Consider the following 26973-nt stretch of genomic DNA (forward strand, 5'->3'; position numbering starts at 1 on the left):
TGATCCTTAAAGGAGTGCGGCACATGTCAAAAGGGCATTCGCTACAAGACCCTTACTTGAATACTTTACGTAAAGAGAAAGTGGGGGTTTCCATCTACCTGGTCAACGGTATCAAGCTGCAAGGCACGATCGAGTCGTTCGACCAGTTCGTGATCCTGCTGAAGAACACCGTCAGCCAGATGGTTTACAAACACGCTATCTCGACAGTAGTGCCAGTACGTCCGATCCGCCTGCCTAGCGCAGCGGGTGACGAACAGGGTGACGCTGAGCCAGGTAACGCCTGATAGGAGTCTCCTTTGTTCTTTGAGCGCCACGGTGGTGGTGAACGGGTAATCCTCGTTCACTTGGATGGACAGGACCCTGAGGCGCGCGAAGATCCGCAGGAGTTTCAGGAGTTGGCAAATTCGGCCGGCGCCGAGACCGTTGCGTTTTTTAACGTACCGCGTCATCGGCCAACCGCCAAATTCCTGATTGGCAGCGGCAAGGTCGAGGAGTTGCGCGATCTGGTTCACGCCGAAGAAGCCGATCTGGTGATCTTCAATCACACCCTCACGCCCAGTCAGGAACGCAACCTCGAACGTGTCTTCGAGTGTCGCGTGATCGACCGCACCGGTCTGATTCTCGATATTTTCGCCCAACGCGCCCGTACCCATGAAGGCAAGCTCCAGGTCGAACTGGCCCAGCTTGACCACATGAGCACCCGCCTGGTGCGTGGCTGGACTCACCTTGAGCGTCAAGGGGGGGGTATCGGCATGCGTGGCCCGGGTGAAACCCAGTTGGAAACCGACCGACGCCTGTTGCGGGTACGCCTGCGCCAGATCAAGGGGCGTCTCGAGAAAGTCCGCAGCCAGCGCGAGCAATCGCGTCGTGGCCGTTCGCGCGCGGATATCCCTACCGTGTCCCTGGTGGGCTATACCAACGCCGGCAAATCCACGCTGTTCAACAACGTGACCAAGTCGGACGTGTACGCCGCTGACCAACTGTTCGCCACCCTCGACCCGACCTTGCGCCGTCTGGACCTGGACGACCTGGGGCCGATTGTCCTGGCCGACACCGTGGGGTTCATTCGTCACTTGCCCCACAAGCTGGTCGAGGCATTTCGGTCTACGCTCGAAGAGTCGAGCAATTCCGACCTGTTGTTGCACGTGATCGATGCGGCTGAACCGGATCGCATGCTGCAGATTGAACAGGTGATGGTGGTGCTGGGCGAGATTGGTGCCCAGGACTTGCCGATCCTCGAGGTCTATAACAAACTCGATTTGCTTGAAGGCGTAGAGCCACAAATCCAGCGCGACGAGAACGGCAAACCCCAGCGGGTCTGGCTGTCGGCGCGAGATGGCACGGGGCTGGAGCTGCTTGAACAAGCGATTGCCGAACTGCTCGGCAGCGATTTGTTCGTCGGCACCTTGCGCTTGCCTCAGCGTTTTGCTCGACTGCGTGCACAGTTTTTCGAGTTGGGCGCGGTACAGAAAGAAGAACACGACGAAGAAGGTGTCAGCTTGCTGGCCGTTCGATTGCCGCGCTCGGAGCTGAACCGGCTGGTCAGTCGGGAAGGTGTTGTACCGACAGAGTTCATCGAACAACACACTTTGCAATAAAAGCCTCCGAAAGCGGTTGTGCCGCAGTAGCAGGCATTCTGTAGCATTGGTCGGCGCGCCGTGGGTGCGTCTTTGCTTTATCAGATGGAGAGCGCTATGGCTTGGAATGAGCCGGGTGGCAACTCGAATAATCAGGATCCTTGGGGTGGTAAGCGCCGCAATAATGGCGACCGCAAGGGGCCACCAGATCTCGACGAGGCCTTCCGAAAGCTGCAGGAAAGCCTGAATGGGTTGTTCGGTGGTGGAAAAAAACGTGGTGGTGACGACGGCGGTCGCACAAGCAAGGGCGGTGGCTATGGCCTGCTGGGCCTGGGTCTTGTCGTGCTGGCGGCCGTATGGCTGTACAGCGCCGTGTACGTGGTGGACGAGCAGGAGCAGGCCGTGGTGCTGCGCTTCGGCAAGTACTACGAGACAGTCGGCCCTGGCCTGAACATCTACTTCCCGCCGATCGACAAGAAGTACATGGAGAACGTCACGCGTGAGCGTGCCTACACCAAGCAGGGCCAGATGCTGACCGAAGACGAGAACATCGTCGAAGTGCCGCTGACCGTGCAGTACAAGATCAGCAACCTGCAGGACTTCGTGCTGAACGTTGATCAGCCGGAAATCAGCCTGCAGCACGCGACCGAAAGCGCCCTGCGCCACGTGGTGGGTTCCACCGCGATGGACCAGGTGCTGACCGAAGGTCGTGAATTGATGGCCAGCGAAATCAAGGAACGCCTGCAACGCTTCCTCGACACGTATCGCACCGGTATCACTGTCACCCAGGTGAACGTACAGAGCGCAGCAGCACCGCGTGAAGTGCAGGAAGCCTTCGACGACGTGATCCGCGCCCGTGAAGACGAGCAGCGTTCGCGCAACCAGGCTGAAACCTACGCCAACGGCGTCGTGCCGGAAGCCCGTGGTCAGGCCCAGCGTATCCTCGAGGATGCCAACGGTTACCGCGACGAAGTGGTCTCGCGTGCCAAGGGTGAGGCGGATCGCTTTACCAAGCTGGTCGCCGAGTATCGCAAGGCCCCCGAAGTTACCCGCGAGCGTCTGTATCTGGACACCATGCAGGAAGTCTTCAGCAACACCAGCAAGGTGCTCGTGACCGGCAGCAAAGGTGGGCAGAACAACCTGCTGTACCTGCCGCTGGACAAGATGATCGAAGGTGGTCGTAGCAGCACCAGCGCACCGTCCACCGGTTCCAATGCCGCTGCCAACGAAGCGAGCGCTCGTGCGGCCGCTGACTTGCTGCAACAGCAAACACGTACCAGGGAGAGTCGTTGATGAGCAATAAATCGCTGACCGCCCTGATTGTGGGCGTCGTCGTGGTCATCGCTGCCTGGAACTGCTTCTATATCGTGTCTCAGACCGAGCGCGCGGTGTTGCTGCAATTCGGTCGCGTGGTCCAGGCGGATGTCCAGCCGGGCCTGCATGTGAAAGTCCCCTACGTCAACCAGGTGCGCAAGTTCGACGGCCGCCTGATGACCCTGGATGCACCGACACAACGCTTCCTGACCCTGGAAAAGAAAGCTGTGATGGTTGACGCCTACGCCAAGTGGCGCGTCAAGGATGCCGAGCGCTTCTACACCGCGACCTCCGGCCTCAAGCAGATTGCCGACGAGCGTTTGTCGCGTCGTCTGGAATCGGGCCTGCGTGACCAGTTTGGTAAGCGCACCCTGCACGAGGTGGTATCCGGTGAACGTGATGCGCTGATGGCTGACATCACGCGTTCGTTGAACGCGATGGCGGAAAAAGAGCTGGGCATCGAAGTGATCGATGTGCGGGTCAAGGCCATCGACCTGCCGAAGGAAGTGAACCGCAGCGTGTTCGAGCGTATGAGCACCGAGCGTGAGCGTGAAGCACGTGAGCATCGCGCCAAGGGTAACGAGCTGGCTGAGGGTATCCGTGCGGATGCCGACCGTCAGCGCCGTGTACTGCTGGCCGAAGCCTACCGCGAGTCTGAAGAGGCGCGTGGTGATGGTGATGCTCAAGCCGCGGCGATCTACGCCAAGGCCTACGGCCAGGACCAGGAGTTCTACGCGTTCTACCGTAGCCTGCGCGCCTACCGTGAAAGCTTCGCGAACAAAACCGACGTCATGGTGCTGGACCCAAGCAGCGACTTCTTCCGCTACCTGGAAAAGTCCAAGTAACCAGCCGGTGATTCTGTAGGGGTGACTCCGTCGGGCGGCTAAAACGCCTGGCGGGGTGATCCTTTCAGAAAACGGGTGTATGATGCGGCAGCCGGGAAATTCCCGGCTTTTTTGCGTCTGCATGTTTGATTGTTGTTTGGCCGCGCAGACGCCACAGTTTTTCGAGGAAAGTGCCCGACGAGGCCGTTTGCAGGCCGTTCGTCACGTCGTTCTTGCGCGTTGTTTATGCAGGGGCCGGGTATTTTCTGCTTCACTCAAGGCTCGGCCGAGGGCTGGCCGCCCGGATCATAGGGGAATGGCGTAATGGCAACGGTAGACCGCTGGCTGCTGCCAGATGGCATCGAAGAAGTACTGCCACCAGAAGCTGCGCGCATTGAAGTAGCGCGTCGCCAGGTGTTGGATCTGTTCCAGAGCTGGGGTTACGAGTTCGTCGTGACCCCCCATATCGAGTACCTGGAATCCCTGCTGACCGGCGCGGGCCAGGACCTGGATCTGCGCACCTTCAAGGTCATCGACCCGCAGTCGGGTCGGCAAATGGGTTTCCGTGCCGACATCACGCCGCAAGTGGCGCGCATCGATGCGCACACCCTGCGTCGCGAAGGCCCGAGTCGCCTGTGCTACGCCGGTAGCGTGCTGCATGCTCAACCGCGCGCCTTGTCGTCTTCGCGCAGCCCGATCCAGTTGGGCGCCGAGTTGTACGGCGATGCCAGCCCGAGCAGCGACGTCGAAGTGATCAGCCTGATGCTGGCCATGCTGCAACTGGCCGATGTGCCGGATGTCCACATGGATCTCGGCCACGTCGGTATCTACCGTGGCCTGGCCCGTGCGGCCGGTCTGTCCGGTGAAGTGGAACAACAGTTGTTCGATGCCCTGCAACGCAAGGCCATCGATGAAGTCATCGCCCTGACCGAAGGTGTGCCTGCGGATTTGGCCGGCATGCTGCGCGCGCTGGTCAACCTGTGCGGCGGCCGTGAAGTGCTGGCGGCGGCGCGTGAGCGCCTGGCCAATGCGCCGGCGCCGGTATTGGCTGCACTGGATGATGTGTTCGCGATCGCCGAGCAGTTGTCGGCGCGCTTCCCCGAGTTGCCGCTGTATTTCGACCTGGGTGAGTTGCGTGGCTACCACTATCACACGGGCGTGGTGTTCGCGGTGTTTGTACCGGGTGTTGGCCAAGCCATCGCCCAGGGTGGTCGTTACGACGATATCGGCGCCGACTTCGGTCGTGCGCGTCCGGCCACCGGCTTTTCCACCGATTTGAAAACCCTGGTGACCCTGGGGCGTGCTGAGGTCGAGCTGCCGTCTGGTGGCATCTGGATGCCCGACAGTACGGACGCAGCACTCTGGCAGCAGGTTTGCCAGTTGCGCAGTGAGGGTCAGCGTGTTGTCCAGGCCTTGCCTGGGCAGCCATTGGCCGCCGCCCGTGAAGCGGACTGCGACCGGCAATTGATTCTGCAGAACGGGCTTTGGCAAGTATCGCCACTGGCTTCTTGAGTTTTCCTGCCGGCCATCGCCGGCACCAAGTTTGCGCGAATGAGGACAAGTGTTATGGGTAAGAATGTCGTAGTCCTGGGCACCCAATGGGGTGATGAGGGCAAAGGCAAGATCGTTGATCTGCTGACCGAACATGCTGCCGCCGTAGTGCGCTACCAAGGTGGCCACAACGCTGGCCACACCCTGGTCATCGATGGCGAAAAAACCGTCTTGCACCTGATCCCGTCGGGTGTACTGCGCGAAGGCGTGCAGTGCCTGATCGGTAACGGCGTGGTGGTCGCACCTGACGCCCTGCTGCGCGAGATCACCAAGCTGGAAGAGAAAGGCGTACCGGTGCGTGAGCGCCTGCGTATCAGCCCGTCCTGCCCGCTGATCCTGTCCTTCCACGTTGCGCTGGACCAGGCCCGTGAAAAGGCCCGTGGCGAGCTGAAGATCGGTACTACCGGTCGCGGCATCGGCCCGGCGTACGAAGACAAGGTTGCACGTCGTGGCCTGCGTGTGGGCGACCTGCTCAACATGCCGCGCTTTGAAGACAAGCTGCGTGAGTTGGTGGACTACCACAACTTCATGCTGGTCGGTTACTACAAAGAGCCAGCCATCGAATTTGAAAAGACCCTGGCTGAGTGCAAGGAATACGCCGAGCTGCTCAAGCCGCTGATGCTGGATGTGACTGCCGAGCTGCATGACCTGCGTCGCGCTGGCAAAGACATCATGTTCGAAGGCGCCCAAGGTTCGTTGCTCGACATCGACCACGGTACCTACCCTTACGTGACCAGTTCCAACACCACCGCGGGTGGCGTTGCGACCGGTTCGGGCGTTGGCCCGATGTTCCTGGACTACATCCTGGGCATCACCAAGGCTTACACCACGCGCGTAGGTTCGGGTCCATTCCCGACTGAGCTGTTCGACGAAGTCGGTGCACACCTGGCCAAGCAAGGTCACGAGTTCGGCGCAACTACCGGCCGTGCCCGTCGTTGTGGTTGGTTCGACGCCGTCATCCTGCGTCGCGCTATCGATGTGAACAGCATCTCGGGCATCTGCCTGACCAAGCTGGACGTACTCGACGGTCTGGAAACCATCAACATCTGCATCGGTTACAAAGATGCGGAAGGCAAGGACGTTGCCCCGACTGACGCTGATAGCTACGTGGGCCTGCAGCCTGTGTACGAAGAAGTGCCGGGCTGGACCGAATCGACCGTGGGCGCCAAGACCCTGGAAGAGTTGCCAGCCAATGCGCGCGCGTACATCAAGCGCGTTGAAACGCTGATCGGTGCTCCGATCGACATTATTTCGACGGGCCCGGACCGCAACGAAACCATCGTTCTGCGTCACCCGTTCGCGTAATAAGCTGTTGATGTAAAAAGCAAAGGGCTCCTTCGGGAGCCCTTTGTCGTTTCTGCCGGGCAAACGGCACGACCCTTGCTTTGGTTCTCTCTTTCGCGGTGCTATCAAATTAATGGCACCCGTGGTGGAGGGATTCCCAGATGTCTGCCGTTCTCTCATTGTTACAAAGCCGTCTGTTGCGGCCGGTGTTCGTTACCCTAGGTATCGCTCTTTTGGTGCAAGTGCTGGTGGCGGTCGCTCTGACCCGGAGCACAGTCACGGCGCTGGAAGCTGATTTGGGCAATCGCCTGGGTATCGACAGCCAGAAACTGTCCGGCGAATTGGCCCAGGCTGGCAAAGAGGTGACTTCCAGCCTCGACAGCTTGTCGTCCAGTACTCGCCAGCGCCTTACCGCCGGGTTGTCCACGCGTCTGCAGGAAGAGCAGAAGCAACTGCGTGCGACCCTGGAAAAAGACCTGCAGGACTCCGCTAACGATATGGCTCAACTGCTGGCCTCGGTGGCGCCGCGCGCCATGTGGGACAGCGACGTGCCGACGCTGTCGGAGTTTGCCCGCCGTGCCCAGCGCAATCCCAACGTGTTGTTTGTGGTGTATGACGATGCGGCGGGTGAGCACCTCACGCGCTACCTGAATCGAGAAAACCCGATCAACCAGGCGCTGCTGGAAAAGGGCCAGGGCGAACGCGCGTTGGACAAAGTGTTGAATGCAGCCAAGACCGATCCGTCGGTGTATTACGTCGAGGCGTCCATCAGTCCTAATGGCGTCGAGATCGGCAAAGTCATCATGGGCGTTTCGACCGCGTCGGTAGAAGCGGACCTGCAAGCCCTGGATAAGCGTTTTGCTGCATTGATCGCCAGCGGCGACCAACTGGTCGGCGACAGCCTCAAGGGCGCTGCCGCCGATAGCGCGGCCGCCATGGGCGCGCGGTTGCAGTCGGCGCAAGCCACTGCGACCCAGATGACGGCCAACACCTCCAGCGCTGTCCAGGAGGCTGCCGGCACCTTGCGCTGGCGCATCGGCATGGGGCTCGCGCTGGTTGGCTTTGGCGTATTGCTGTTGATCGCGATCGTGCTTGGGCGGCGCGTGGTCAATCGCCTGAAGCTGTTGATTGCGGCCATGGATGACCTGGCGGCGGGCGAGGGCGACCTCACCAAGCGTGTACAGATCAGCAGCAAGGACGAAATCGGCGACATGGCCTCGGCGGTCAATCGCTTTGTGGATAAGTTGCAGCCTATCGTGCGTGAAGCCGGTGATGTGGCCCAGCGTACCGGTGTGGAAATCGGCGCCATGACCCTGCGCAATGCGGGTGCCGATGCCGCCGCCGGCCTGCAGCGTGACGAAGTCGCCGAAAGCTTGCGCGCGCTGTCGCAAATGGCCGACGAGGCCCAGGCCGAAAGTCATGCGATGCAGGCCGCGTTGCAGCAGGTGGTGGATATTCGCCAGGCGACCGATGAGAACTCGCGCACCTCGGCCGAAGTCGGCAGCCTGATCGAAGCGCTGGCCGGGCAGGTGCAAGCCGGTTCGCAGGTGATTGAGCGCCTGGCGCAGCAAAGCGAGCAGATCGAAGTGGTGTTGACGGTAATCCATGGTATTGCCGAACAGACCAACCTGTTGGCGCTTAACGCGGCCATTGAAGCGGCGCGCGCCGGCGAGACCGGGCGTGGTTTTGCAGTGGTGGCGGACGAAGTGCGTGCGCTGGCCAGCAAGACTCAAAGCTCTACTGGCGACATTCAGGCGCATATCGCGGCCCTGCAGCAGGGGGCGCGCGAGGCGGTGGAAACCATCGGCAAGGCCGGACGCCAGGCCAACGAAGGCTTATTGGTGCTGCGCGATAGCGTGCGCCTGCAGCAAACGGTGCAGGCCTCGGTCGAGCAGGTGCACGCTGCCATCGGCCTCGCCACGCGCGCGGCCGAGCATCAAGCGCAGGGCGCGCATGCGGTGCGTGGGCGGGTCGAGGTGATCCATGCCCAGGCCGAACGTGCGGCGCAGGCGGTGGTAGAGACCACGGCCAGTGGCAAGGTGCTGGATGGGTTGGCTGCACAGTTGAAAGCGAGCCTGGGGCAGTTCCGGGCTTGATGTCGCCTGTTTCGGCCTCATCGCAGGCAAGCCAGCTCCCACACTCGACCGCGTTACAACATTGGAATACGGTCAAGTGTGGGAGCTGGCTTGCCTGCGATGGCGGCTTCAGCGGCTCAAGTACATCCGCGTCGTCAGCAGATACACCGGCAACCCCGACACCAAAATCAACAATGCCGCATAGGGCGCCGCCGCCGCGAATTCCACATTCGAGGTATGCGCCCACACCGCCGTGGCCAAGGTGTTCAGCCCGGTCGGGCTGAGCAGCAGCGTCGCCGTCAATTCCTTCATCGCATCCAGGAACACCAGTGCAAACGCCGCGCCCAATGCCGGGAAAATAATCGGCAAGGTCACTCGGCAAAACGCGCTGAACGACGACGCGCCCAGCGTACGTGCGGCCTCTTCCAGCTGCGGTGCCGCCTTGTTCAGGGCGGTACGGATCGGCGCCTGTGCCAGCGGCAGAAACAGCAGCGCGTAAGCAATCAACAGCAACGCCGAGGTCTGGTACAGCGCCGGCACGTAATGCAGGGCGAAATACACCAGCGTCAGCGCAATCACCAGGCCGGGCAGGGCGTGCAGCAGGTAGGGCAGGCGTTCGGCCCAGAGCGCCAGTTGGCCTTTGTAGCGCACCACCAGCAGCCCCACTGGCACTGCCAGTACCAGGCACAGCGCGGCGCCGCCCAGCGAGAGTGCCAGGGAAGACAGCAGCGCCTCGCCAATTTCGGCGGCTGGAAACGCCGCCGACGAACCAACTGCCAGCCAATACCCGAGCATGCCCAGGGGAATGCCGCTGCCGATGATCGCCAGCAGCAAGCAATACACTTGGCCCAGTGGCGCCCATTTACCCAGTCGAACCTGCTCCGCGTGCCGCGCCGCGCCCTGGCCGATACGCACGTGCCGGCCCTTGCCGCGCACGCGCAACTCCAGCCACAGGAGCGTCAGGCACATCACCAGCAGCACCGCCGAGAGCATCGCGGCATTCGCATTGCTGAATTCCAGTTCGAACTGTTGGTAGATCGCGGTGGTGAACGTCTGCAATCCGATGATCGACAGCGCACCGAATTCCACCAGCATGTGCAGGGCAATCAACAGGGCCCCGGCCAGCAGCGATGGCCACAGCAGCGGCAATGTCACCCGGAAGAATATGCCCCAGCGGTTGAGTCCCAGGGTGCGGGCCGACTCTTCCAGCGAGGGGTCAAGATTGCGCAGGGTGGCCGCCACCGGCAAGAACACCAGCGGGTATTTGGACAGGCTCATCACCAGGATCGCCCCGCCGAGCCCTTCGAATTGGGCGCTCAGCGACACCCAGGTAAAGCTGCTGACAAACGCCGGCACCGCAAACGGCAGGCACAGGATCACGCCCCAGATGCGCCGTCCCGGCAGGTTGCTGCGCTCCAGCAGCCACGCCAGGGACAGGCCGATCACGGCGCACGCGACCGTCACCCCGACCATCAGCGCCAAGGTGTTGCGCAGCAGTCCAAACACGTAAGGCCGCCACAGCAAGTGCACCGCTTCTGCCCAGCCTGCCTGCCAGGCCTTCAGCCCGACATACACCAGCGGCAGCAGGCTCAGGCCCACCAGGAGCAGGACGGGGAGCAACAACCAGATCGAGGGGCGCTTGCGTCTTGGAGTGAAACCCCCGCGCAGGGCGGGGGCGGGTAGCGATGGGTTCATCAATTCAAGCCAACGTCACGTTCCAGGTCCAGGGCCTCTTCGGCGTTACCCAGGTCGGCAGGCGTGACTTTCGGCGGTTGCAGCTCGCTGAAGGGCTTGAGGCCACGGTTGGATTCCATGCCCTTGCGCAGCGGGTATTCGGCCGAGGTGTTGGTGATCACGCGCTGGCCTTCTTCACTGGCCATGAACGCCAGCAACTGTTGTGCTTCCTGGGGGTGTTTGCTGGATTTCAGTGCTGCTGCCGAAGACACGGTGATCAGGCCGCCGGCATCGCCATTGGTGAAATAATGCAACTGGGAGTCCAGGTTGGTTTTTTCCTTCTTCAGGGCAAACCAGTAGTAGTTGTTCACCAGCACGGTAGCCACTTCGCCATTTTCCACGGCTTTGAGGGCGACCATGTTGTTGCTGTACACCTTGCCGAAGGCGCGCAGGCCGGTCAGCCATTCTTCGGCGGCTTCGCGGCCGTGCAGTTTGATGATCGCCACGGCCTGTTCCTGGAACGCGCCGCTGGTGGGCACGAAGCCGACCTTGCCTTGCCACTCGGGGCCGGCGAAGTCCAGTACCGACTTGGGCAGGTCCTTTTCGGCGATCAGTTTGGGGTTGAACGCCACGACGCGGGTACGCGCGGTCACGCCCATCCAGTCGCCGTTGCTGCCGACGTAGTCCTTGGGCAACACCGCGAGTGTGCTGGCATCGATCTTCGCCAGCAGGCCTTGCTCGCCGAGCTTGTTCAGGGGCGGTGACTCTTCGGTGTAGATCACGTCGGCAGGGGAGCGCTCGCCTTCTTCCACGACCTGGCTGGCCAGCTGGTTGCTGCTGCCTTTGCGCACATTGACGTGGATGCCGGTCTTGGCTTCGAAGGCCTTGGCGAGTTCATCGCCGACTTCTTTGTGTTGGCCGTTGTACAGGGTCAGGGAGACCTTGTCGGCGGAATAGGCACTGGGCGAGAGCAGGGTCAGGCCGAGCAGAGTGATGGTCAGGCCACGCAGAAGGGATGTCTTGAGACGGGTATCGCGGATCATCATCCGGGGTTTTCCTCACTTGAGTGCAACAAATCATTGCAAGGATAAACGATAAAGTTTCTCAGGTGCGGACGGGAGGGTAAATCGGGCGGGAAAGTTTCCAGGCTGATGTTTTCAAACCCCGGAAACGAAAAAACCCGCTTTCGCGGGTTTGATCTGAATTTGGTGCCCAGGAGAAGACTCGAACTTCCACGACCTTGCGATCACCAGCACCTGAAGCTGGCGTGTCTACCAATTTCACCACCTGGGCATTATCAACAACGCTTGCGCTGTTGATGGAGCGAACTATACGGAGGGCTTTTTGATCTGTAAACCCCTGATATCAAAAATATAAATCGGGATTCACGTTAAAAATCAAAGGCCTGAAACGAAAAAACCCGCTTTCGCGGGTTTGATCTGAATTTGGTGCCCAGGAGAAGACTCGAACTTCCACGACCTTGCGATCACCAGCACCTGAAGCTGGCGTGTCTACCAATTTCACCACCTGGGCATTATCTGACAACGTTGCCGTCGTCGATGGCGCGCACTATACGCAGCGCTATTTTGGCTGTAAAGCCCTGCTATCAAAAAAACCTGGAAAATTTCGCCAGTGGTCGTGCAAGGTGCGTTCCGAGGGCTGCAAAGGCCTTTAAAACGCTTGTTGATGCCTGAAATTTCCCGTTTCAATACGCGTATGCCAAACTAACCCGCATATAGACAAGGTGAAAACTCTCTAATGGCCGATTGGCAGTCCCTCGATCCCGAGGCCGCTCGTGAAGCGGAAAAATATGAAAACCCTATTCCTAGCCGCGAACTGATCCTGGCGCATCTCGCCGATCGGGGTTCGCCTGCTAGCCGCGAGCAGTTGGTCGAAGAATTCGGTCTGACCACCGAAGACCAGCTCGAAGCCCTGCGCCGCCGCCTGCGCGCCATGGAGCGCGACGCTCAACTGATCTACACCCGCCGTGGCACCTATGCGCCTGTGGACAAGCTCGACCTGATCCTTGGCCGCATTGCCGGCCACCGTGACGGCTTCGGCTTCCTGATCCCGGATGACGGCAGTGACGACCTGTTCATGAGCCCGGCGCAGATGCGCCTGGTGTTTGATGGCGACCGTGCCCTGGCACGCGTTTCCGGCCTCGACCGTCGCGGTCGCCGTGAAGGCGTGATCGTCGAAGTGGTGTCCCGTGGTCACGAGACCATCGTCGGCCGCTACTTCGAAGAAGGCGGCATCGGCTTTGTGGTGCCGGATAACCCCAAGGTGCAGCAGGAAGTGCTGATCACCCCGGGTCGCAACGCCAACGCCAAGATCGGCCAGTTCGTCGAGGTGAAAATCACCCACTGGCCAACCCCGCGCTTCCAGCCGCAGGGCGACGTGATCGAAGTGGTCGGCAACTACATGGCGCCGGGCATGGAAATCGATGTCGCGCTGCGCACCTACGACATCCCTCACGTATGGCCTGAAGCCGTCGTGAAAGAAGCCCGCAAGCTCAAGCCCGAAGTGGAAGAGAAGGACAAAGAGAAGCGCATCGACTTGCGCCATCTGCCGTTCGTCACCATCGACGGCGAAGACGCCCGCGACTTCGACGACGCGGTCTATTGCGAAGCCAAGCCTGGCAAGTTGCGCCTGTTCTCCGGCGGCTGGAAGTTGTACGTGGCGATTGCCGACGTTTCCAGCTACGTGAAAATCGGCTCGGCACTGGACAACGAAGCCCAGGTGCGCGGCAACTCGGTGTACTTCCCCGAGCGCGTGATCCCGATGCTGCCGGAAGAATTGTCCAACGGCCTGTGCTCGCTGAACCCGAAAGTCGACCGTTTGGCCATGGTGTGCGAGATGACTATCTCGAAAACCGGCGAAATGACCGATTACCAGTTCTACGAAGCGGTGATCCACTCCCAGGCACGCCTGACCTACAACAAGGTCAGCACTATCCTGGAAACGCCGAAGACCAGCGAAGCCAAGGCCCTGCGTACTGAATACGCCGGCGTCGTGCCGCACCTCAAGCAGCTGTATGCGTTGTACAAGGTGTTGCTGGGCGCGCGTCACGTGCGTGGCGCGATCGATTTTGAAACCCAGGAAACCCGGATTGTCTTCGGTTCCGAGCGCAAGATCGCCGCGATCACCCCGACCACTCGCAACGACGCGCACAAGCTGATCGAGGAATGCATGCTGGCGGCCAACGTGGCCACTGCTGAATTCCTGAAAAAGCACGAAATCCCTGCGTTGTACCGTGTGCACGACGGCCCGCCGCCGGAGCGCCTGGAAAAACTGCGCGCGTTCCTCGGCGAACTCGGCCTGTCCCTGCACAAAGGCAAGGACGGCCCGACGCCGAAGGACTACCAGGCTCTGCTTGCGAGCATCAAGGACCGTCCGGATTACCACGTGATCCAGACCGTGATGCTGCGCTCCCTGAGCCAGGCGGTGTACAGCGCCGACAATCAGGGCCACTTCGGCCTGAATTACGAGGCGTACACCCACTTCACTTCGCCGATCCGCCGTTACCCGGACTTGCTCACGCACCGGGCGATCCGCAGCGTGATCCACTCCAAGCAGAACACCCCGCACGTCAAGCGCGCCGGTGCCATGACCATTCCGAAGGCGCGGATCTATCCGTACGACGAAGCGGCCCTGGAACAGTTGGGCGAGCAGTGCTCCATGAGCGAGCGCCGCGCCGACGAAGCCACCCGCGACGTGGTGAACTGGCTCAAGTGCGAGTTCATGAAAGACCGCGTGGGCGAGTCGTTCCCGGGTGTGATCACTGCCGTGACCGGCTTTGGCCTGTTCGTCGAGCTGACCGACATCTACGTCGAGGGCCTGGTGCACGTCACCGCGTTGCCGGGCGACTACTACCACTTCGATCCTGTGCATCACCGCCTGGCGGGCGAGCGCACCGGTCGCAGCTTCCGCTTGGGCGACACGGTGGAAGTGCAGGTCATGCGCGTCGATCTCGACGAGCGCAAGATCGACTTCGGCATGCCTGACAAACCGGCCGAACCGACTGGCCGGAAAAAACGTGGCAGCGACACCGCAGCCCCGGCCGCCAAGGGCAAGGGGGCTCCTGCGAAAGCGGCGGCCACCGAGCCTGCGCCGGCCAAGGCGGGTCGTCGTTCGTCTGCCAAGGACAAGGCCCCCGAAGCCTATCGCCCAAGTGACGCAGCGGCGAAAAACGCCGAACTGCGCAAGAGCCGTGAGTTGAAGCAGCAGTTGCTCAACGAAGCCAAAAGCGGTGGTAAAGCGGCGTCTGGGGGAAAGTCCCACGGGGCGGAAAAGCCGTCGAGCAAGCCGAGTAAACACCGTAAAGGCCCGCCAAAAGCGGGTTCGGCCCCCGCGAAAAGCGGCGGGTCGCGCAAACCTAAGGCCAAGTCATGAGTCTGGAAAAAATCTACGGCGTACACGCCGTAGAAGCATTGCTGCGTCACCATCCCAAGCGCGTCAAGCAAGTCTGGTTGGCCGAAGGTCGCAGCGAGCCGCGCGTGCAAGCGCTGGTCGAGCTGGCCACTGCCAATAAGGTCGCGATCGGCCAGGCCGAGCGGCGTGAAATGGATGTGTGGGTGGAAGGTGTCCACCAGGGCGTGGTCGCGGACGTGAGCCCGAGCCAGGTCTGGGGCGAAGCCATGCTTGACGAGCTGCTCGACCGTACCGAAGGTGCGCCGCTGCTGCTGGTGCTGGACGGCGTGACCGACCCGCACAACCTCGGTGCCTGCCTGCGTTCGGCGGATGCCGCCGGCGCGCTGGCAGTGATCGTGCCCAAGGACAAGTCGGCGACCTTGACGCCGGTTGTACGTAAAGTCGCCTGTGGCGCGGCGGAAGTGATTCCGCTGGTAGCCGTGACCAACCTCGCGCGTACCCTGGAGAAACTCCAGCAGCGCGGCCTGTGGGTCGTGGGCACGGCGGGAGAGGCCGAGGTCAGCATCTATGACCAGGACCTCACCGGCCCGACCATCCTGATCATGGGCGCCGAAGGCAAAGGCATGCGTCGCCTGACCCGTGAGCATTGCGATTACCTGGTGCACCTGCCGATGGCCGGCAGCGTCAGCAGTCTCAACGTATCGGTCGCAACGGGCGTCTGCCTGTTCGAAGCCCAGCGCCAGCGCGGCGCCAAGGCTAAAGCCAAGAAATAACCGAGTCTGGCGCAGGTCAAAATGTGGGAGGGGGCTTGCTCCCGAATACGGTGTATCAGCCAGTGCATTGGGTGACTGGCACACCGCTTTCGGGAGCAAGCCACCTCCCACATTTGTTTTTGTGGTGTATGGGCGCTGTTCAAATAATCACCAATCACCTTGCACCCTTTCTCCCCCTTCTCTACAATTGCGCCCCTTGCCTTCCTGGCAGGCACCGATGTGCCTCCCTGCGGCAAGATCCATAAGTGTCATTCACTCCTTGTCTGACCGTTTTTGAGCGGCAGGCTACAACCCGTAAGGAGCATTCATGCGTCATTACGAAATCATCTTTTTGGTCCACCCGGATCAAAGCGAGCAAGTCGGCGGCATGGTTGAGCGTTACACCAAGCTGATCGAAGAAGACGGCGGCAAAATCCACCGTCTGGAAGATTGGGGCCGTCGTCAACTGGCCTACGCAATCAACAATGTTCACAAGGCTCACTACGTGATGCTGAACGTTGAGTGCACTGGCAAGGCCCTGGCCGAGCTGGAAGACAACTTCCGCTACAACGATGCAGTGATCCGTAACCTGGTCATCCGTCGCGAAGAAGCCGTTACCGGCCAATCCGAGATGCTCAAGGCTGAAGAAAACCGCAGTGAGCGCCGTGAGCGTCGCGACCGTCCTGAGCACGAAGGCGCTGATAGCGCTGACAGTGATGACAGCGACAACAGCGATAACGCTGACGAGTAATCCACGGACCTTTTAAGGAGCCTATCAAATGGCACGTTTCTTCCGTCGTCGTAAATTCTGCCGCTTCACCGCTGAAGACGTGAAAGAGATCGATTACAAAGATCTCAACACTCTGAAAGCCTACGTATCCGAGACCGGCAAAATCGTTCCAAGCCGTATCACCGGTACCAAAGCACGTTATCAGCGTCAGCTGGCCACCGCTATCAAGCGCGCCCGCTTCCTGGCCCTGCTGGCCTACACCGACAGCCACGGCCGCTGAGACCGGGCAGTCGACAAGTAGTAAGGGATTGAATGCATGCGCGCCTTAGCTGAGTTCATCATGCGCGGTCGTGTGCAGGCCACTCTGGTAGTGGCTGGATGTGCGGCATTGCCGTTGCTTTATTGGTTGGGTGCTGCCGCAGGTTGCCTTGTGCTCCTGCGGCGCGGTTTGAAGGACGCCCTTGGCGTTCTCGCCCTGGGACTGCTGCCGGCCTTGGTCTGGTGGCTGCAATTCGACGATCCACGCGTGCTTCTGGTACTGCTGGGGTCATCGAGCCTTGCGTTGGTTTTACGCGCAAGCGAGTCCTGGGTCCGCACGCTGCTGGTCAGCGTGGCATTGGGGTTGGTGTACTCAGTAATGCTTGGCGCGGCTTTCCGCCCGCATATCGAGGCGCTGGCGCAGGAGATCGTCAAGATCCTGCCGCTGGCCCTCGGGGATCTCTACCAGCAGTTGACGGTAGATGAGCGAGCGCGCCTTGCGGCACTGATTGCACCGGTCCTGACCGGCCTGATAGCGGCACTGTTGCAGATCGTCAGCGTGCTGAGCCTGATTCTTGGGCGTTATTGGCAGGCGTTGTTGTACAACCCGGGTGGTTTTGGTCGCGAATTTCGCAGTATCAGAATCCCTGCGGGGCCGGCGATGTTGCTGCTGGCGTGCATGGTTGTCGGACCGAACTTCGGTCCACAGATGGCCTTGCTGGCGCCGATTTGCAGCGTACCGCTGGTGTTTGCCGGACTGGCCCTGATTCACGGGCTGGTTGCGCGAAAGCGCCTGGCCAAGTTCTGGCTGGTGGGGTTGTACGTCACGCTGTTGCTGTTCATGCAGCTGATCTATCCGTTACTCGTGGTCTTGGCCATTGTCGACGGCCTGATTGATTTTCGCGGTCGTCTCGCGTCGAAAGACGCCGATAACGCGAACGGTGAAGGTTAAAAGTTAGAGGATTTTCACATGCAACTGATCCTTCTGGAAAAAGTCGCCAACCTGGGCAACCTGGGCGACAAAGTGAACGTTAAGGCCGGCTACGGTCGTAACTACCTGCTGCCATACGGCAAAGCCACCGCTGCAACCGCTGCCAACCTGGCTGCGTTTGAAGAGCGTCGTGCTGAGCTGGAAAAAGCCGCAGCAGACAAAAAAGCATCGGCCGAAACTCGCGCTGCCCAACTGGCTGAGCTGGAAGTGACTATCACTGCCACCGCCGGTGACGAAGGCAAGCTGTTCGGTTCGATCGGCACCCACGACATCGCTGATGCACTGACCGCCTCCGGCGTTGAAGTGCAGAAGAGCGAAGTTCGTCTGCCGAACGGCACCATCCGCAACGTAGGCGAATTCGACGTAGCCGTGCACCTGCACGCTGAAGTTGAAGCCACCGTACGCGTTGTCGTGGTAGCAGCTTAAGCAGCACCTAACTGACTGGCACCTCGCGTGCCAGGCGGTTAACATCGGGCACGATCCTGTTTACAGGTCGTGCCTTTTGTTTTTCTACAAACCCCTAATTCCAAGTGGCCATGAACGATATTTCAGCTCCTGAGCAATACGATCTGCAAACCGCTGCCCTGAAGGTGCCGCCGCATTCCATCGAGGCCGAACAGGCCGTGCTCGGTGGCCTGATGCTGGACAACAACGCCTGGGAACGCGTGCTGGATCAAGTCTCGGACGGTGATTTCTATCGGCATGACCATCGCCTGATCTTCCGTGCCATTGCCAAGCTGGCCGACCAGAACTCGCCGATCGACGTGGTGACCCTGGCCGAACAGCTGGACAAGGAAGGCCAGACCTCCCAGGTCGGCGGCCTGGGTTATCTCGGCGAACTGGCGAAAAACACACCGTCCGTCGCCAACATCAAGGCGTATGCGCAGATCGTCCGCGAGCGTGCGACGCTGCGCCAACTGATCGGCATCAGCACCGAGATCGCCGACAGTGCCTTCAACCCCGAAGGCCGTACCGCCGCCGAGATTCTCGACGAAGCCGAGCGCCAGATCTTCCAGATCGCCGAAGCGCGTCCCAAGACCGGCGGCCCGGTAGGCGTCAACGAGCTGTTGACCAAGGCCATCGACCGTATCGACACGCTGTTCAACACCGACAACGCGATCACCGGTATCTCCACCGGCTACACCGACCTCGACGAAAAAACCAGCGGCCTGCAGCCGGCTGACTTGATCATCGTCGCCGGCCGTCCATCCATGGGTAAAACCACCTTTGCGATGAACCTGGTGGAAAACGCGGTGTTGCGCAGCGACAAGACGGTACTGGTGTACTCCCTCGAGATGCCAGGCGAATCGCTGGTCATGCGTATGCTTTCCTCGCTCGGCCGTATCGACCAGACCAAGGTGCGTGCCGGTCGCCTGGAAGACGACGATTGGCCGCGCCTGACCTCGGCGGTCAACCTGCTCAACGACCGCAAGTTGTTCATCGATGACACCGCCGGTATCAGCCCGTCCGAGATGCGCGCACGTACCCGCCGCCTGGTGCGCGAGCACGGCGACATCGCCTTGATCATGATCGACTACCTGCAGTTGATGCAGATCCCGGGCTCCAGCGGCGACAACCGGACCAACGAGATTTCCGAAATCTCGCGGTCCCTGAAGGCCCTGGCCAAGGAATTCAACTGCCCGGTGGTGGCGCTGTCCCAGCTCAACCGTTCCCTGGAACAACGTCCCAACAAGCGCCCGGTGAACTCCGACTTGCGTGAATCCGGAGCGATCGAGCAGGACGCCGACGTCATCATGTTCGTGTACCGCGACGAGGTGTACCACCCCGAGACCGAGCACAAGGGCATTGCCGAGATCATCATCGGCAAGCAGCGGAACGGGCCGATCGGCTTTATCCGCCTGGCGTTCATCGGCAAGTACACGCGTTTCGAGAACCTGGCGCCAGGCAGTTACAACTTCGACGACGACGAGTAAGCCCCAGCGCCTTCAACGGCCTCATCGCCGGCGCGCCAGCGGCCACATCTGGATGTATTCACTAATCAGTGTGGGAGCAGGCTTGCCCGCGATGGCTTCAGCACAATTCCGACTGTTGCCGTCGGAATTGGTCAAAATTTGTGCTATATTCCGCGCCCGCGATTTTTCATCTCAACACCGGTCACCGTCATGCAAACAGCCAAGCCGTTATTTGACTATCCCAAGTACTGGGCCGAATGTTTCGGTCCTGCGCCATTCCTGCCAATGAGCAGGGAGGAGATGGATCAGCTTGGCTGGGATTCCTGCGACATCATCATCGTCACCGGTGATGCGTACGTGGACCACCCATCGTTTGGCATGGCCATCATCGGCCGGCTGCTGGAGTCCCAGGGCTTTCGCGTCGGGATCATTGCCCAGCCGAACTGGCAGTCCAAAGACGACTTCATGAAGCTTGGCGAGCCGAACCTGTTCTTTGGCGTCGCGGCCGGCAACATGGACTCGATGATCAACCGCTACACCGCCGACAAGAAAATCCGTTCCGACGACGCCTACACCCCTGGCGGCATGGCCGGCAAACGCCCGGACCGCGCGAGCCTGGTGTACAGCCAGCGTTGCAAGGAAGCCTACAAGAACGTGCCGATCGTGCTCGGTGGCATCGAAGCCTCCCTGCGCCGCATCGCCCACTACGACTACTGGCAGGACCGTGTGCGCAACTCGATCCTGATTGACGCCACCGCCGATATCCTGCTGTACGGCAACGCCGAGCGCGCCATCGTCGAAGTGGCCCAGCGCCTGTCGTGGGGTCACAAGATCGAAGACATCACCGACGTGCGCGGCACCGCGTTCATTCGTCGTGATACGCCGGTGGGCTGGTACGAAGTGGACTCCACGCGGATCGACCGTCCGGGCAAGATCGACAAGATCATCAACCCGTACGTGAACACCCAGGACACCCAGGCCTGCGCCATCGAGCAGGAAAAAGGCCCGCAGGACGATCCGGAAGAAGCCAAGGTCGTGCAGATCCTGGCCAGCCCGAAGATGACCCGCGACAAGACCGTGATCCGCCTGCCATCGGTGGAAAAGGTCCGTGGCGACGCGGTGCTGTATGCACACGCCAACCGCGTGCTGCACTTGGAAACCAACCCGGGCAACGCCCGCGCGCTGGTGCAGAAGCACGGTGAAGTGGACGTGTGGTTCAACCCGCCGCCGATTCCGATGACCACCGAAGAAATGGACTACGTGTTTGGCATGCCTTACGCCCGCGTTCCGCACCCGGTGTACGGCAAGGAAAAGATCCCGGCCTACGACATGATCCGTTTCTCGGTGAACATCATGCGTGGCTGCTTCGGCGGCTGCACCTTCTGCTCGATCACCGAGCACGAAGGTCGCATCATCCAGAACCGTTCCGAAGAGTCGATCATCCGCGAAATCGAAGAGATCCGCGACAAAGTGCCGGGCTTCACCGGCGTGATCTCCGACCTCGGCGGCCCGACCGCGAACATGTACCGCATCGCCTGCAAGAGCCCGGAAATCGAATCCGCGTGCCGCAAGCCGTCGTGCGTGTTCCCGGGTATCTGCCCGAACCTGAACACCGACCACTCCTCCTTGATCCAGCTGTACCGCAGCGCCCGTGCGTTGCCGGGGGTGAAGAAGATTTTGATCGCTTCCGGCCTGCGCTACGACCTCGCGGTCGAGTCGCCGGAGTACGTCAAGGAGCTGGTGACCCACCACGTCGGTGGTTACCTCAAGATCGCCCCGGAACACACCGAGGAAGGTCCGCTCAACCAGATGATGAAGCCGGGCATTGGCAGCTATGACAAGTTCAAGCGCATGTTCGAGAAGTACACCAAGGAAGCGGGCAAGGAGCAGTACCTGATCCCGTACTTCATCGCCGCCCACCCGGGCACCACCGATGAAGACATGATGAACCTGGCCTTGTGGCTCAAGGGCAACGGCTTCCGCGCCGACCAGGTGCAGGCGTTCTACCCGTCGCCGATGGCCACCGCCACCGCGATGTACCACTCGGGCAAGAACCCGCTGCGCAAGGTCACCTACAAGAGCGACGCGGTGACCATCGTCAAGAGCGAAGAGCAGCGCCGCCTGCACAAGGCCTTCTTGCGCTACCACGACCCGAAAGGCTGGCCGATGCTGCGTGAAGCGCTGACCCGCATGGGCCGTGCCGATTTGATCGGCCCGGGCAAGGACCAACTGATCCCGCTGCATCAGCCGAGCACCGACAGCTACCAGAGCGCGCGTCGCAAGAACTCGACGCCGGCCGGCAGCCACAAGGTTGCCAAGGAAACCACCACCCGGATCCTCACCCAGCACACCGGCCTGCCACCGCGTGGCAGCGACGGCAGCAACCCGTGGGACAAGCGCGAGCAAGCCAAGGCCGCCGCCCAGGCGCGCAACAAGCAGGCAGCCAAGGAGCGCGCGGATGCGGCCAAGGGCAAGGGCGGCAAGCCTGCGCGCAAACCGGTCGTGCCGCGCTGATCGCAACCTGAATATGCAAAACGCCAGCCTCGTGCTGGCGTTTTGCTTTCTATTCGCTGGCGTACCTGTTTGTTAAGGTGGCGCCCATTGAATCGCCTTCGCGAGCAAGCCCGCTCCCACATTTGTCCGAGTTCCAGCATGAGAATGCGCTCGAATGTGGGAGCGGGCTTGCTCGCGAAGGCGTCAGTTCAGGCACCCTTCATTTCAAGGAAGAACACCCATGAGCAACCCCCTGCTCAACATTGGCATGGACTCCAACCGCTCCCAATTCATGGCGCGCCAGCGCATCGAAAGCCAGATCAACCTGCCGCGCCTGTTCGCTGCCATCGATGCCGACCCCGCCATTGTCGGTGCCGGTGTTGTGTATATCGATGCCGAGTTCAACGTCGTCACTCTGCGCGAATTCCAGCCTATCTGCAGCATCGCACCCAAGCGGTTGATCCTGCGTGAGGCACAGAAGTACATCGCGCCAACGCAATTCGCCCAACAGGTGCAAGACAACCCGCGGGAGTCCCGGCTGGTGGGCGAAGCGGTCAATACCACGCTGTCGTGTGCCGGCGCGGTCATCGGTTGGATTGTGGTGCTCAGTGGTTCCGTCGCGGTCCCGTTTTCGGCAGGCGCCAGTTCGGTGGTCGTGGCGCTCGGCTACACGGCTGCGGCAGCCAGTTCCGTGCAGTGTTTTGCCAGCGGCTATCGCACGGTCAATGAGATCCGTAACCCCGCGCGCAATGATCAGCTCGACAGTGAGGAGTGGTACCAATACACCATGATTGCCCTGGATGCGGCGTCGTTGGTCGGGGTCGGTTCATCGGCGCTGGCAACGGTCAAGCTGGTGCGGCTGAATAAGGCCGCCACCGGAAAAAGTGTGAGGGAGGTGCTCAGGGGCCTGAATCGACAGGAGCGCGCCAAGTTGACCAAAGAGCTGTTGAGCATCAACGATCCACGCCTGACGTCAAAGATGATCAAGCTGAAGCAGTTGTCGGGCGAGTTGCCTAAGCGGTTCACGCCCACCGAGGTCAAACATGCAACAGTCACGCAGATCAAGGATGCCTTGGGCGCAGTCATTGGTTTTACCGGCAGCGCAGTGTCGGGGAACGTACGCACAATTGCCGTAGGGCTGTATGAGGAGGCCGAGCAATGAACGAACTGCCCAGCATTCGCAGTTTTCTGTCGACGTATTTCCCGGTCTTCATGGGGGCGATATTTGCCTCGATTTTCACCCTCGTGTTTACGCTTCCGGTGTTCTTCGACAGCTATATGCCCAGCCTGTCCATGGCAGATAACGCCAAGTACGCCTTCCTGGTGGGTATCGCGCTCACGCTAATCATCGTGCACTGCAATTTCATGATCGCCCGCGGGCATCCCCAATGGACGTGGCCGGTCGTGGTGCTTTTGGGGGTGTGCTTTCTGAGTGTACTGCCAACCCTCAATGATCAACCGAATGCGCTGATGTATGCCTTGAGCCTCGTGTTCCCATTGCTTGGGCTATTGCTGTTCAACAGCAAGCGTCACCGTGAAATGCGCCAGAAACTGGTCGAAGTTCGCCTCCTGCGCGAAGCCATCAGCGCCCGCCAAAAAGCTCGCTGACTGGGTAGATTCACCACCCCCGCTCACATGACCGCCACATAAATGTGCAACCCTCGCACCATTACCGCAGCCACGGCGCCGTTTTGGTGCTGTACTGCACCGGGTCCCACGATAAAGCGCAATGACCGCCGCTCTGGCATAAGTCTTGCGCGCGTTGTGTCCATGCCCTGGCTCGCAGGAGGCCGCCGTGTCGATTCATGTCGCGTTGCACCACGTTACGCATTACCGCTATGACCGCGCTGTCGAACTCGGCCCACAGATCGTGCGTTTGCGCCCGGCGGCTCATAGCCGCACGCGGATTTTGTCCTACGCGCTGAAAGTGCTGCCCGAGCAGCACTTCATCAATTGGCAGCAGGACCCCCAGGGCAATTACCTGGCGCGCCTGGTGTTTCCGGAAAAGACCGACGAGTTGCGCATCGAAGTCGACCTGGTCGCCGAGATGGCGGTGTTCAACCCATTCGACTTTTTTCTCGAGCCCTACGCCGAAAAAATTCCGTTCACCTACGCCGCCGATGAGCAGCGCGAGCTGGCGCCGTACCTGGAAACCCTGCCGCTGACGCCGAGATTTGCCGCCTACCTTGCCGGCATCGACCGTACGCCGCTGCCGGCCGTGGATTTCCTGGTCGGCCTCAACCAGCGCCTGGCGGCCGATATCGGTTACCTGATCCGCATGGAACCGGGCGTGCAGACCCCGGAATTTACCCTGGAAAACGCCTCCGGTTCCTGCCGCGATTCGGCCTGGCTGCTGGTGCAATTGCTGCGCAACCTGGGCTTGGCGGCGCGGTTTGTGTCCGGCTATCTGATCCAGCTCACCGCCGACGTCAAAGCCCTCGACGGCCCGTCCGGCACGGAGGTGGACTTCACCGACTTGCACGCCTGGTGCGAGGTGTATCTGCCCGGTGCCGGCTGGATTGGCCTGGATGCCACCTCCGGGCTGTTCGCCGGTGAAGGGCATATCCCGCTCGCTTGTAGTCCCGATCCATCATCTGCCGCGCCAATCAGTGGGTTGGTGGAACCCTGCGAGTGCGAATTTACCCACGAGATGTCGGTTGAACGCATTTGGGAAGCGCCACGCGTCACCAAGCCCTACACCGAAGAGCAATGGCTGGCGATCCAGGCCCTGGGCCGGCAGATTGACGGCGACCTGCTCAAGGATGACGTGCGTCTGACCATGGGTGGCGAGCCGACCTTCGTGTCCATCGACGATCCTGACGGCGCCGAGTGGAACACCGCCGCCCTCGGGCCCGACAAGCGACGGCTGTCCGCCGAGCTGTTCCAGCGCATGCGCAAGCACTATGCGCCCAAAGGCCTGGTGCACTTTGGCCAGGGCAAGTGGTACCCCGGCGAGCAACTGCCGCGTTGGTCGCTCAATTGTTACTGGCGCCGCGACGGCGTGCCGATCTGGCACAACAGCGCGCTGATCGCCGATGAACAACAGGACTACGGCGCCGATGGCGCGCTGGCCGGGCGTTTTCTGGCCAGCGTCGCCGAGCGTCTGAAGCTGCCGGCGCGTTTCGTGTTCCCGGCCTTCGAAGACAATTTCTATTACCTGTGGCGCGAAGGCGCGCTGCCGCAAAACGTCACCGCCCAAGACCCGCGCCTGAGTGATGACCTTGAGCGCGAACGCCTGCGCAAAGTGTTCAGCCAGGGCCTGGATAAAGTCATCGGCCAGGTGCTGCCGCTGGCGCGCACCGCCGCCAATGATCGCTGGCAGAGCGGGCGCTGGTACTTGCGCGATAACCATTGCCGTCTGGTGCCGGGCGATTCGCCGCTGGGCTATCGCCTGCCCTTGGCCTCGCAACCGTGGGTGACGGCGGCGGAATATCCCTTTGTGCATCCCACCGACCCGAACCAGGATCAGCCGGGGCTGCCGACAACCGCGCAACTGCAGAGCCACGGTGAGCCTGCGCCGAGCGACGAGCGCGTGCCGAAGGTAGACGAGTCAGCCGACTGGCTGACCCGTACCGCCCTGTGCGCCGAGGCCAGGGAAGGGCGCCTGTACCTGTTTATGCCGCCGCTGGAGCGCGTGGAGGATTACCTGGAGCTGGTGGCCGCCATCGAAGCCACCGCCGAAGAGCTGCATTGCCCGGTGCTGCTCGAAGGCTACGAGCCGCCGGCGGATACGCGCCTGAGCAACTTCCGCGTTACGCCGGACCCTGGTGTGATCGAAGTCAACGTGCAGCCGTCCGCCACTTGGGACGAGTTGGTGGAGCGCACCGAATTCCTCTACGAAGAGGCTCGGCAAACCCGGCTGACCACCGAGAAATTCATGATCGACGGCCGTCACACCGGCACCGGCGGCGGTAACCACTTTGTACTCGGCGGCGCCACGCCCAAGGATTCACCGTTCCTGCGCAGGCCGGATTTGCTGCGCAGTCTGATCAGCTACTGGCATAACCATCCTTCGCTGTCGTACCTGTTTTCCGGCCTGTTCATCGGCCCGACTTCCCAGGCGCCACGGGTCGACGAAGCACGCAACGATGCGCTGTACGAGCTGGAAATCGCCTTCGCGCAAATGCCCGAACCGGGCGAGGAGTGCCCGCCGTGGTTGGTGGACCGCTTGCTGCGCAACCTGCTGATCGACGTGACTGGCAACACCCACCGCGCCGAGTTCTGCATCGACAAACTCTACTCACCGGATGGCGCCACCGGCCGCCTGGGCCTGCTGGAATTGCGCGCCTTTGAAATGCCGCCCCATGCGCGCATGAGCTTGACCCAGCAGCTGTTGCTGCGCGCGTTGGTCGCGCGCTTCTGGCGTGAGCCCTATGCACCGCCGAAACTGGCGCGCTGGGGCACCGAACTGCACGACCGTTTCCTGCTGCCGCACTTTATCGAGCAGGACTTTGCCGATGTGATCGTCGAACTCAATGCCGCCGGTTACCCACTGCGCGCCGAATGGTTTGCCGCGCACCTGGAATTCCGTTTTCCCAAGGTCGGCGACTACGCAGTCAGCGGCATCGAACTGGAACTGCGCCAGGCCCTGGAACCCTGGCATGTACTCGGTGAAGAGGGCGCGGTGGGCGGCACCGTGCGTTATGTCGATTCATCGCTGGAGCGCTTGCAGGTGAAGTTGAGCGGCTTGCCGCCGCAGCGTTATCTGCTGACCTGCAATGGCATCCCGGTGCCGCTGCAGCCCACCGGGCGCGTCGGCGAGTTCGTTGCCGGCGTGCGTTACCGCGCCTGGCAACCGGCCAACTGTCTGCAACCGACCATTGCGGTGCATGCGCCGTTGGTATTCGATCTGCTCGACACCTGGATGCAGCGCTCCCTGGGCGGCTGCCAGTACCACGTGGCCCATCCGGGCGGGCGCAACTACGACAGCTTGCCGGTGAATGCCAATGAAGCCGAGAGCCGGCGGATGGCGCGGTTTTTCAGGTTGGGGCATACGCCTGGGAAGCTGCAGGTACCGACGATGATCATCAACGATGAGCTACCGATGACCCTGGATTTACGGCGTTTCCCCAATAAAAATGACTGAACGCGGTTCGAAAATGTGGGAGCTGGCTTGCCTGCGATAGCGGTGTATCAGCCAGCCAATAAGATGACTGGAAAACCGCT

The 26973-nt window shown here is 61.1% G+C and carries 20 protein-coding genes and 2 tRNA genes; 18 read left to right on the top strand and 4 right to left on the bottom strand.

Translation table 11 applies throughout. From position 1 onward, the window contains the following. Positions 1–23: 23 nt before the first annotated feature. The 7 genes from hfq to JFU04_RS02030 all read left to right on the top strand — a co-directional run bounded on the left by hfq (position 24) and on the right by JFU04_RS02030 (position 8646). Complete coding sequence (hfq, locus tag JFU04_RS02000; RefSeq protein WP_003188059.1) at positions 24–284, top strand: RNA chaperone Hfq; 261 nt, start codon at positions 24–26, stop codon at positions 282–284. A gap of 12 nt (positions 285–296) precedes the next feature. Continuing rightward, on the top strand, positions 297–1598 hold the full coding sequence (gene hflX, locus JFU04_RS02005) for a ribosome rescue GTPase HflX (protein WP_065900120.1): 1302 nt from the start codon (positions 297–299) through the stop codon (positions 1596–1598). A gap of 96 nt (positions 1599–1694) precedes the next feature. After that, entirely contained in the window at positions 1695–2870 is a 1176-nt protein-coding gene (gene hflK, locus JFU04_RS02010; protein ID WP_028615515.1) for an FtsH protease activity modulator HflK, read from the top strand. Beyond that, positions 2870–3736 (top strand): protease modulator HflC, encoded by an 867-nt coding sequence (gene hflC / locus JFU04_RS02015; RefSeq protein ID WP_065900122.1) that lies wholly within the window; start codon positions 2870–2872, stop codon positions 3734–3736. Before hflK ends, hflC begins: the two co-directional genes overlap by 1 nt. Before the next feature lie 303 nt (positions 3737–4039). Next, positions 4040–5227, top strand: a complete 1188-nt coding sequence (locus JFU04_RS02020; protein ID WP_106805318.1) for an ATP phosphoribosyltransferase regulatory subunit — start codon at positions 4040–4042, stop codon at positions 5225–5227. A 54-nt stretch (positions 5228–5281) separates the two neighbouring features. Beyond that, positions 5282–6571 carry an adenylosuccinate synthase gene (locus JFU04_RS02025; RefSeq protein WP_065900126.1) on the top strand — a complete coding sequence of 430 codons (1290 nt, stop codon included), beginning with the start codon at positions 5282–5284 and terminating at the stop codon, positions 6569–6571. 140 nt (positions 6572–6711) lie between these two features. Then, positions 6712–8646 carry a methyl-accepting chemotaxis protein gene (locus JFU04_RS02030; protein WP_201143428.1) on the top strand — a complete coding sequence of 645 codons (1935 nt, stop codon included), beginning with the start codon at positions 6712–6714 and terminating at the stop codon, positions 8644–8646. Between the two features lie 108 nt (positions 8647–8754). Here JFU04_RS02030 and JFU04_RS02035 read toward each other — a convergent pair whose 3' ends face one another. From JFU04_RS02035 to JFU04_RS02050, 4 genes are all read right to left on the bottom strand, one after another. Further along, entirely contained in the window at positions 8755–10320 is a 1566-nt protein-coding gene (locus tag JFU04_RS02035; RefSeq protein ID WP_106805315.1) for an ABC transporter permease, read from the bottom strand. Then, entirely contained in the window at positions 10320–11345 is a 1026-nt protein-coding gene (locus JFU04_RS02040; protein WP_065900132.1) for an iron ABC transporter substrate-binding protein, read from the bottom strand. Before JFU04_RS02040 ends, JFU04_RS02035 begins: the two co-directional genes overlap by 1 nt. A 160-nt stretch (positions 11346–11505) precedes the next feature. Beyond that, a tRNA-Leu gene (locus JFU04_RS02045) sits at positions 11506–11592 on the bottom strand. Positions 11593–11745: 153 nt separating this feature from the next. Further along, positions 11746–11832 (bottom strand) — tRNA-Leu (locus tag JFU04_RS02050). A gap of 225 nt (positions 11833–12057) precedes the next feature. On the opposite strand from JFU04_RS02050, the gene rnr reads away from it, so the two are divergent. The 11 genes from rnr (at position 12058) to JFU04_RS02105 (ending at position 26893) form a co-directional block, all read left to right on the top strand. Continuing rightward, a complete protein-coding gene (gene rnr, locus JFU04_RS02055; RefSeq protein WP_065900134.1) occupies positions 12058–14691 on the top strand; it encodes a ribonuclease R in 2634 nt (877 codons plus the stop codon). Continuing rightward, positions 14688–15443 (top strand): 23S rRNA (guanosine(2251)-2'-O)-methyltransferase RlmB, encoded by a 756-nt coding sequence (gene rlmB / locus JFU04_RS02060; RefSeq protein WP_065900136.1) that lies wholly within the window; start codon positions 14688–14690, stop codon positions 15441–15443. The genes rnr and rlmB overlap by 4 nt, the downstream gene beginning before the upstream one ends. Before the next feature lie 307 nt (positions 15444–15750). After that, the gene (rpsF, locus tag JFU04_RS02065; protein ID WP_003236224.1) at positions 15751–16173 is read left to right on the top strand and encodes a 30S ribosomal protein S6; all 423 of its coding nucleotides are present in this window, start codon (positions 15751–15753) and stop codon (positions 16171–16173) included. Between the two features lie 28 nt (positions 16174–16201). Beyond that, positions 16202–16432: a 30S ribosomal protein S18 gene (gene rpsR, locus JFU04_RS02070; RefSeq protein ID WP_002551829.1), complete on the top strand. Its 231-nt coding sequence runs from the start codon at positions 16202–16204 to the stop codon at positions 16430–16432. Between the two features lie 36 nt (positions 16433–16468). After that, positions 16469–17362, top strand: coding sequence for a hypothetical protein (locus JFU04_RS02075; protein WP_065900138.1), 894 nt, complete (start codon positions 16469–16471; stop codon positions 17360–17362). 18 nt (positions 17363–17380) lie between these two features. Further along, complete coding sequence (rplI, locus tag JFU04_RS02080) at positions 17381–17827, top strand: 50S ribosomal protein L9 (RefSeq protein ID WP_003171376.1); 447 nt, start codon at positions 17381–17383, stop codon at positions 17825–17827. Between the two features lie 110 nt (positions 17828–17937). Beyond that, a complete protein-coding gene (gene dnaB, locus JFU04_RS02085) occupies positions 17938–19335 on the top strand; it encodes a replicative DNA helicase (RefSeq protein ID WP_065900140.1) in 1398 nt (465 codons plus the stop codon). A 189-nt stretch (positions 19336–19524) separates the two neighbouring features. Next, positions 19525–21828 carry a YgiQ family radical SAM protein gene (locus JFU04_RS02090; protein ID WP_201143429.1) on the top strand — a complete coding sequence of 768 codons (2304 nt, stop codon included), beginning with the start codon at positions 19525–19527 and terminating at the stop codon, positions 21826–21828. A gap of 220 nt (positions 21829–22048) precedes the next feature. Then, a complete protein-coding gene (locus JFU04_RS02095; RefSeq protein ID WP_065900142.1) occupies positions 22049–22969 on the top strand; it encodes an NAD synthetase in 921 nt (306 codons plus the stop codon). Beyond that, complete coding sequence (locus tag JFU04_RS02100) at positions 22966–23415, top strand: hypothetical protein (RefSeq protein ID WP_201143430.1); 450 nt, start codon at positions 22966–22968, stop codon at positions 23413–23415. Before JFU04_RS02095 ends, JFU04_RS02100 begins: the two co-directional genes overlap by 4 nt. 187 nt (positions 23416–23602) lie before the next feature. Beyond that, positions 23603–26893, top strand: a complete 3291-nt coding sequence (locus tag JFU04_RS02105; protein WP_201143431.1) for a transglutaminase family protein — start codon at positions 23603–23605, stop codon at positions 26891–26893. The last annotated feature ends 80 nt before the right edge of the window (positions 26894–26973 follow it).

Origin of the sequence: Pseudomonas sp. TH21, from assembly GCF_016651025.1 — a bacterium.
GTDB lineage: Bacteria > Pseudomonadota > Gammaproteobacteria > Pseudomonadales > Pseudomonadaceae > Aquipseudomonas > Aquipseudomonas aylmerensis.